7 protein-coding genes and 1 riboswitch are annotated in these 8,891 nt (G+C 42.4%); all 7 genes read right to left on the bottom strand.

Annotated elements, in window-relative coordinates:
- A partial coding sequence (locus HMPREF2766_RS09425) for a Spy0128 family protein (protein ID WP_261676411.1) occupies positions 1-1,768 on the bottom strand: 1,768 nt, incomplete at its 3' end.
- A 204-nt stretch (positions 1,769-1,972) separates the two neighbouring features.
- Positions 1,973-2,701, bottom strand: a complete 729-nt coding sequence (locus HMPREF2766_RS09430; RefSeq protein ID WP_000136209.1) for an ABC transporter ATP-binding protein — start codon at positions 2,699-2,701, stop codon at positions 1,973-1,975.
- Positions 2,701-3,708 (bottom strand): ABC transporter substrate-binding protein, encoded by a 1,008-nt coding sequence (locus HMPREF2766_RS09435; protein WP_070569555.1) that lies wholly within the window; start codon positions 3,706-3,708, stop codon positions 2,701-2,703. The genes HMPREF2766_RS09430 and HMPREF2766_RS09435 overlap by 1 nt, the downstream gene beginning before the upstream one ends.
- Before the next feature lie 36 nt (positions 3,709-3,744).
- Positions 3,745-4,503 (bottom strand): ABC transporter permease, encoded by a 759-nt coding sequence (locus HMPREF2766_RS09440; protein WP_070569558.1) that lies wholly within the window; start codon positions 4,501-4,503, stop codon positions 3,745-3,747.
- Entirely contained in the window at positions 4,466-4,756 is a 291-nt protein-coding gene (locus HMPREF2766_RS09445; protein WP_000647689.1) for a thiamine-binding protein, read from the bottom strand. The genes HMPREF2766_RS09440 and HMPREF2766_RS09445 overlap by 38 nt, the downstream gene beginning before the upstream one ends.
- Before the next feature lie 70 nt (positions 4,757-4,826).
- Positions 4,827-4,929: riboswitch (TPP riboswitch) on the bottom strand.
- Between the two features lie 103 nt (positions 4,930-5,032).
- Complete coding sequence (gene polA / locus HMPREF2766_RS09450; RefSeq protein WP_070569561.1) at positions 5,033-7,666, bottom strand: DNA polymerase I; 2,634 nt, start codon at positions 7,664-7,666, stop codon at positions 5,033-5,035.
- Positions 7,667-7,795: 129 nt separating this feature from the next.
- On the bottom strand, positions 7,796-8,891 hold a 1,096-nt coding region (locus tag HMPREF2766_RS09455; protein WP_148131198.1), incomplete at its 5' end, for an SIALI-17 repeat-containing surface protein.

Genomic DNA, 8,891 nt, shown 5'->3' on the forward strand with positions numbered 1-8,891 from the left:
CAGCGTTTTTAGCTGTCGCAACGACTTTGTTGCCTTCTTTAAGTTCAAACTCATATTTGTCTGCTTCAAGCGCTTTACCATTCAAGACTTTAGTAGCTGTGATGGTAGCTTTTGCTGGTTTAGCTTTATAAACGTTCGTGAAAGTAAGGTTGTCTGCGCCTGTTGCAGTTGCAACAAGTTGACCTTGGCCGTTATCTTTAACGACTACTGTTACTTCATAAGCATTTGGATCGTATTCAACTCCGGCTACATCACCTGCTTTTTCAGAGATAGTGAATGTACGAGTTTCTTCTTTTGTGAAGGTAAGTTCTGGGAATTGAATCTTACCGTTTGCATCGTTTGAAACAGTGTGGAGAACTGTTCCGTTTTCTTTCAACTCAAATTCAAATTGGCCAGCCTCGATAGCTTTACCGTTCAAGACTTTCTTAGCTTCAAGTTGAAGTTTTGCTTCTTTAGCAGCGTATGTGTTTGTAAATTCTTTCTTAGAATCTTTATATTTAACACTTGCAATCTTTTGACCATACACGTTTGCTACAGTAACTTCTGCTTCAAGTACTGAATCATCGTATGTATAGCCAGGTTTGTTGTCATTTACTTCTTTAATTTGGTATTTGAATGTACCTTCATTAGAGAATTTAACTGCTGGGAATTTAACATTTCCTTCAGCATCGTTTTTAGCTTCAGTTACAGAACCATCTGGAGCAATCAATTGGAAAGTAAATGCATCTGCCTCAAGAGTTTTTCCTTCAAGTTTTTTCTTAACTTGGAATTCAACCTCATCAGACTTCGCACCTGAACCGATACCTTCTGTAGTTGTCAAAGCAGCAAATCCATGAACATCAAATGTTTCTTGATCGGTTATCGCTTTTACATCGTTAAATGCTTTTTTAGTTGCATTGTCAACTGGAGCAGTTAGACGAGTTTTATATAGGATATAGAGACCTTGTCCGTCCATTGTGCCATCACCGTTTGGAGTGATGGTAAAGTGATTTCCATCAACAACGTTGATATGGGCAGCTTCTAGTCTTGGACGAGCTTCAGCTTTGTTCCACTCAGTAAAGTAGTAACCAGTAATTTCACTTGCAAGAACTTGTCCTTCTGGAATAGTATCTTCGAGTTTAACCCCTGTGTAAGATTTTGCATAGCGGTTAACACGGATACGCCAGTTTACGTAGTTCGGGTCGTCTGAGTCTTGAACTCCCCATTTAGTAAATCCAGTTGGGTCATCATCTGGGACGATACGAGTCAAAGTGTAAACTTGGTCACCTGGGATATTAATTTGATAAGGAGTGTTTAGTTTAACACTATCTGCCCAAACGACTGTAAACAGGGCAGTAATCTCCTTGTTCTCTGACAAATTAGCAAAGTAAGCAGCATTTGTCACTTTGACAGTAGCTGTGTTATCTGCTTTACTAGTTGTCAATTCAGCAATAGTTGTTTGCCCATCTGGTGCTTTCAATTCCGTAGTAGAATCTTTTTCAATTTTAAATTCGTTTGGAACATGATACACCATGTAATCCCCATCTTTGAGGGTTACATCATTTGGGAAACTATAAGTTGGTTGAAGATAGAATTTACCTTCCCCGTACTTAGCGCCATCAACAAGTTTGTTATTGTTGATTTTTGAAACAGTTTTCATTGTGTAACTGCTCGCTGGTAGTTCCTCCGCTTGAACAACTGTGCTAACTTTGAGTGCAGGCAAAAAGACCGACACAACCAGTAGCAAGGCCATCAAGCCATGAAAGAGTTTACTAGTTCTCTTTTTCACCACATTATCCTCCTTATTGTCTATAATGGTTCAATTATATTATACAGTTCCATTACAAAATGTCAACTAAAATTTAATTATTTTTATATTAACTTACCATTTCTTTAAATATTAAGCCTAATCATGCATGTTCATCAGCTTTGAAACAATTAAATCCAAGCAAGGATTTCGCTTGTATTTAATATATACTAATTTCCTAAAAGGCTACGTATTTAATCCCAATTCTGCTAATATTTGCCGTTTGTAGGCAATTTTTTGGACTTCCTTGTCTTCGTTCTGGGGCCAATCTAGTTTGACTTCAGAGACAATCTGTCCAGGACGATTTTTCAAGATATAGATGCGGTCGCTGAGATTGAGGGCCTCTTCGATACTATGCGTGATGATGAGGGTCGTCAGCTGTAGCTGTTTGTGAATCTCCAGATACCAAGAGTGGAGTTCCATCTTGGTCATCTCATCCAAGGCACTAAAGGCTTCGTCAAGAAGAAAGAGCTTGTGCCCAAAAAGATAGGTCCGGAGCAAGGCTACACGCTGACGCATCCCTCCACTGAGTTCGTGAGGATACTTATCCCGTACAGCTGTCAACTGGAAGGTCGCAAGGATCTCATCCGCTCGGGCAATGGCCTCCGCCTTATCCACCTTTTGAATCAAGAGGGGCAAGATGATATTGCCAAGCACCGTCTTGTGCTCCAAGAGGAGATCCTTTTGCAGCATATAACTCACGCGCCCCTTAGGATTTTCCTCGCCATCAAGGACAATTCTCCCCGACTGGACTTTTAAAATCCCAGCGATTAGGTTAAAGAGAGTGGTCTTTCCAACACCACTTGGACCTAGGATAGAAACCACTTCACCCGAAGTCACCTGCAGGTTGATGTCCTCTAAAATCTTTTCATCGCCATAGGCATAGCTTACGTGTTCTAGTCTAATTTCTGTCATTATTTTACAAATTCATTAGTGAAACCTTTGTCAGTCAAGTCTTCTTTAAGGATACCATTTTCTTTGTCCCATTTGTAGAAGGCATTCCAGCGAGCTGCATCAAATTGTCCCCATTTTTCCTTGTCACTTGCGTATTCTTTTGACAAGTATTTTTGAGATTCGATGACAAAGTCACGTTTTTCCTTGAGTTCAGGTGCATTCTTGATGAGGATATCTGCAGCTTCTTCTGGATGCTCCATGGCATATTGGTAGCCTTTTTTGATGGCTTGGATGACTTTACGAGCTTCTTCCTTGTTGTCTTTTAGATAGTCATTGTTTGCGATGATAACGGGTGAGTAGTAGTCAAACTCCTTGACATAGTCTTTCAAATACATGAAGTTAGCCTCTACGCCTTGAGATTTGGCAAGGATACCATCCCAACCGTAGTAGATCCAAGCAGTGTCAAAAACGCCATTGGCAATTGGTGTGATAGAGTTTGAGTCGTTGTTTGGTACTTTTTCGACCTTCTCAAAGTCTCCTCCTTGTGATTCTACCAAGGTTTTCAACATAGCCAGTTCCGTTGGGTCATTCCAAGTTCCGTATTTCTTACCAACCAAGTCTTTTGGACTGGTGACATTGTCAGATTTGCGTGAGATGATTCCAGATGTATTATGTTCAACGATAGCAGCAACGGCAGTAATCCCTGCTCCTTTTTCCAATTTTTTAGCCATGTAGTCTTGGAAATAGATAGCAAACGGCGCCTTGCCATTGATCACCAAGTCAGATGAGCTTTCTTCAGGTGGCAATTTCAAGTCAACATCCACTCCAGCTTCTTTGAAATAGCCTTTCTCCTTGGCTACATAAAGTCCAGTGTGGTTAGTATTTGGCGTCCAGTCTAGGATAAAGTCAATCTTTTTGAGTTCTGCTTCTTTATTGTCCTTAGAAGCAGTCCCTTGACCACAAGCCACCAGCACGACAGCTACAAGAGCTGTCACAAGCGTTAAAAACACTTTCCATGTTTTCTTCATTTTATTTCCTCTTTTCTTTTTTGAAACATTCTTATTCTATGAACGTTTCCATTTAATCACATATTTTTCGCTGATATCGACCAGCTTCATACCCAAAAGGCTGATAATCGACACCAGAATAATAATGGCAAACATGGTATCATACTGAAACAGTTTCTTAGACTGAATCATATAAACACCAAGACCTTCAAAACCTCCTAGCCACTCGGACACCACGGTTGTGATAAAGGCGTAGGAGACACTGACCCTCAGACCTGCATAAAAGTAAGGCAGACTGACAGGGATTTTAAAATGCCACAGGATTTGCCAAGGCTTGGCTCGCATCAGACTAAACAAAGTCAGCATATCCTTGTCACAATGTCTAAAACCGTCCAAAATACTGACAATGATAGGGAAGGTTGTCGTCAGGATAATCAAGACAATCTTGGGCAAAATTCCATAGCCTAGCCATAAGACTAGGATAGGTGCTATGGCAATGGTCGGAATGGTCTGAACAACCACCATCATAGGGTAGATAAGATCATTGAGCCAAGTCAGACTGTCCATAAGCACAGCCATGATACAGGCAATCAAGACTCCTAAGACTAGTCCGAGTAAAGCCACTCTCAAGGTCGCCCAGCTATGGTGCCAGAGAAATTCTCTGTCACGAACAAAGGCCTGGAGAATTTCAAAAGGGGTTGGCAGGATAAACTTGGGTAAAAGTTTGAATATTCCCGCTAACTGCCAGATTGACAAGACTCCTAGAAAACCAAATAGACTAATGTGACGTCTCAGTATACTTTTCAAGTTTCTCATCAATACTTAAAATTTCTCCTACATTTATTTTGACATTGGCAAAGACATTATCTGCCTCCTGCCCTGCCACTTCTAGTGCGTCTTTGAGAATACGCATGAGCTCATCCAACTCCCCTTCCAATACCGTTTCAAATGGTGTCACTACCACGGTCACGGACTGAGCTTGCAGATAAGTAATAACCTGATCGATAATAGCAATTCGATCAACCCCCTGCGATAGGGGCAAGACTTGCAAGGCAATGCTTGCTTTCATAAAAACCTCCTTTTCTCAGGTTTCCTTTTGACAAAAAGAAAACCCCTTCCATATATGGAAAAGGTGCAGAATTCGGCTAAGTATCGTTCCCTACGCTGGCATTACCCAGATCAGGTGCGGTCGAAGTTTAACACTTCCTCTCAGACTGTACACAGACTCCCATATCTTATATGGACATATAGTAACGCAAATACAAGGAAAAGTCAAGGAAACTGCTTACAGAAAACTATGAAAAAGAGTTTGAAGGCACGCCCTTCAAACTCTTTCATAACTTTCTTATTTAGCCTCGTACCAAGTTGCTCCTTCATTCTCATCAGCAATGAGTGGAACACTGAGTTGGATGGCTTCTTCCATGGTTTGTTTCACTAGAGCTTTGACAGCTGCTAGTTCTGATTTCGGAACTTCAAGGACGATTTCATCATGCACTTGCAACAGCATCTTGGTCTGATAACCACCTGCAACCAAGGCTTTGTCTAGCCGGATCATAGCAATCTTGAGAATATCTGCTGCTGAACCCTGAATAGGAGAGTTGATGGCAGTCCGCTCTGCAAAACCACGAATGTTGAAGTTGCGCGAATTGATATCCGGCAACTCACGACGACGCTTGAAGAGGGTCTCTACATAGCCCTTATCACGCGCCTCACGCACCACCTCGTCCATGTAGTTTTTAATACCTGGGAAGCGTTCAAAGTAAGTATCAATGTAGGCTTTTGCTTCCTTACGGCTGATGCCCAGATTATTAGACAAGCCAAAGTCTGAAATTCCGTAAACCACTCCAAAGTTAACCGCCTTGGCATTACGACGGTCGTTTGGAGTCACATCCTCAGGGCGTTCAATTCCAAAAACCCGCATGGCCGTCGAGGTATGGATATCTGCTCCCTCTTGAAAGGCCTTAATTAAGTGCTCGTCTTTAGAGATGTGTGCCAAAACGCGCAATTCAATCTGTGAATAATCCGAGCTAAGAAGAACACTATCCTCCCACTCAGGTACAAAAGCCTTACGAATGAGACGGCCTTGTTCCAAACGAACAGGTATATTTTGCAAGTTTGGATCCACACTAGACAAACGTCCGGTCTGAGTCAAATCTTGCACATAGCGCGTGTGGATCTTGCCATCATCCAAAATCCAGTCTTGCAAACCAATCACATAGGTAGATTGGATCTTAGCAATCTGACGGTAGTCGAGGATTTTCTTAACAATTGGCGCAATAGGAGCCAGACGCTCTAGCACATCCACCGCTGTCGAGTAACCTGTTTTGGTTTTCTTAGTGTATTCTAGAGGAAGACCCAGTTTTTCAAAGAGAAGCACGCCCAACTGCTTAGGCGAGTTGATATTAAACTCCTCACCAGCTAGTTCATAAATCTCTTGGGTGAGTTGCTCAATGACGACCTCATTTTCAGCCTGCATCTCAAGCAGGGTTTCTTTTTTGACCTTGATCCCAGCGATTTCCATCTTGGCAAGGACAAAAGCCAGAGGTTGCTCCATGTCATAGAGAAGGTCTAATTGCCCATGTTCACTGAGTTTTTCAAGTAAAACCGGCTCCGTCTCAACCAATACAGCAACCTTGCGAGCTAGGTGTTCCAAGAATTTCTCTCTCTCAGGGATAGCTTTCTTGACCCCCTTACCGTAGAAAGTCTCATCATCGACCAAGTATGTTTGACCGTAGAGAGTCGCAATGGTTGAGATTTCATTGTTCTCGACTGTTGAGAGTAAGTATTTTGCCAAACGGTTGTCAAAAGCAGGGGCCTGCAGATTCAAACCCAAGCGATTTAAAAGAACCTTCGCTTTTTTAAAGTCATACACTTTCAGAGGTGTTTTTTCTAGAAAATCCTTGAGAATCGGCTCCTGCAAGAGCTCAAGTTTATCTGTAGTGTAAAGTTTATCCCCACAGGACCAGGCAAAACCAACCAAATCATCTGTATGGTAATTTTCACCAAAGAGTTCAAAGTGGAAGATAGAGTCGGCACTCAGCATGTCTTGACTGACTTGGTCAACAATAGTGAAATCCAAGCTCTCAGGCGCATCCTTCGACGAAACATTTAGAGCTTGTTTGAGCTGTTTGAAGCCCATCTCATCGTAGAATTTCCCGAGATTTTCCACATCTGGGCCATTATATACCAAATCATCAAGGCCAATCTCAATTGGTGCCTGAGTTTCAATGGTCGCCAAGGTTTTAGACAAAAAGGCTTGTTCCTTGTCATTGATGAGATTTTCCTTCATCTTAGAAGCCTTCATCCCATCGATATTTTCATAAATACCCTCGAGCGAACCATGTTCCAGCAAGAGCTTGATACCCGTCTTTTCACCGACTTTCGTGACACCAGGGATATTATCAGACTTATCCCCCATGAGGGCCTTAAGATCAATGAACTGAGCTGGCGTGAGGCCCATCTTTTCCATGAGATAGTCCGGCGTAAAGGCCTCAAACTCAGCCACACCTTTCTTAGAAATCTCGACCACCGTATGCTCATCCGTCAACTGGATCAAATCCTTATCTCCGCTAACGATTGTCACATCAAAAGAATCCTTCTCAGCCAAACGGCCTAAAGTCCCGATGATATCATCCGCTTCATACTGGGCCAACTCATAATGGCGAATCCCAAGATGGTCTAACAACTCACGAATGAAGGGAAATTGCTCACGAAACTCATCTGGAGTTTTAGCACGGCCACCTTTGTAGTCTGCATACATCTCTGTTCGAAAAGTCGTCTTACCTGCATCAAAGGCTACCAAAACATGACTGGGCTCAACCCGCTCTAAGACATGATTCAACATGAGTTGAAAGCCATAGATTGCATTGGTATGAAGGCCATTAGCATTTTTAAAACGATCCAACTGCTGATAGAGCGCAAAAAAAGCTCGAAAAGCAACTGAAGATCCATCAATTAATAATAATTTTTTCTTGTCCATACACCCATTATAAAGGAAAGAGGGGAAAAATACCATCGGAAAGAGCTGAAAAACGTGGACTTGTTCCTATTTCACCATAAAAAAGAAAAGGACTATTCAAATCCTTTTCTTTTATTGATTTCATGCGATTTATTTGTTCAATTTTCTCTTTGCAAATGGTAGCAAACCAAGAAGGAGACCAATAAATCCTAGCGATGCAACTGCTGAAGCATCTTGGCTTCCTGTATTTGGAAGGAGTTGTTCATCCGTTGCTGCAGGCGCTTTGTAGGTACGATCTTGTTCAGTTCCAAGAGTAGGGCTTGTAGCCAAAGGAGCTACACTGCCAGTGTATTCTGGAACTTCATTTACTGCAGCTTCAATCGTTTCAGCATAGGCTGGAATAGTAGTCACTGCCGGAGCACCACTTTCTGCATAAACTGGAACATTTGCTACGGCTGGGGCACCGCTTTCTGCATAAGGCAGAGTGTTGTTTACTACTGGGGTACCACTTTCTCCGTAAACTGGAACATTTGCTACGGCTGGGGCGCCACTTTCTGCATAAGGCAGAGTGTTGTTTACTATTGGGGTACCGCTTTCTCCGTAAGCTGGAACATTCGCTACGGCTGGAGCGCCACTTTCTGCATAAGGCAGAGCATTGTTTACTATTGGGGAACCACTTTCTCCATAAGCTGGAACATTCGCTACTGCTGGAGCGCCACTTTCGCCATAGGCTGGGAGTTCATTTACAGCAGCTTCTACCGCATTTGCACCTTTGTTGTATTCTGGCAACTCTGCAGTTGCAGCTTCTACTGCGTTCACCCCACCTTTAAAGTCTTCAATTTCAAGAACAGCCGACATGACACTGCTTAGAGTCTTAATAGCATCCTCATAGTCTGCTAAAGCTTGTTGCAAGTCTTTGACTTGACTATTCTTGTCACCAGAAACTTGTAAACTTGATAATTGCGCTTTAATCTTAGCAACTTGCTCTTCTAATTTACTTAGCTCAAGTTTTTTCGCATTACTATTTTCTTCCGCTGCTTCCTTGTCGGCTGCAGCGAGTTTAGCTTGGTCTTGACTTGAGAAATCTTCTTGGCTCTTCACTTCGGCCGGTGTCATCTGATCGCTGTCTTCTGCCAAGAAATCATCTAACAAATCTGACGCTTCGATATCGCCATCTTCGATAGCTTTCAAGATAGCTTCCTTACCAATCACTTCCTTAGCTGCCTTAATCGCTGCTTCCTTATCA

It is taken from the genome of Streptococcus sp. HMSC076C08, assembly GCF_001810825.1.
In the GTDB taxonomy this organism is placed as follows: Bacteria; Bacillota; Bacilli; order Lactobacillales; family Streptococcaceae; genus Streptococcus.

Bases quoted from the DNA above. Each gene is read 5' to 3' on its own strand.
- polA (WP_070569561.1), bottom strand. From the start codon at position 7,666: ATGGACAAGAAAAAATTATTATTAATTGATGGATCTTCAGTTGCTTTT.
- HMPREF2766_RS09445 (WP_000647689.1), bottom strand. From the start codon at position 4,756: ATGAAAGCAAGCATTGCCTTGCAAGTCTTGCCCCTATCGCAGGGGGTT.
- HMPREF2766_RS09435 (WP_070569555.1), bottom strand. From the start codon at position 3,708: ATGAAGAAAACATGGAAAGTGTTTTTAACGCTTGTGACAGCTCTTGTA.
- HMPREF2766_RS09440 (WP_070569558.1), bottom strand. From the start codon at position 4,503: ATGAGAAACTTGAAAAGTATACTGAGACGTCACATTAGTCTATTTGGT.
- HMPREF2766_RS09430 (WP_000136209.1), bottom strand. From the start codon at position 2,701: ATGACAGAAATTAGACTAGAACACGTAAGCTATGCCTATGGCGATGAA.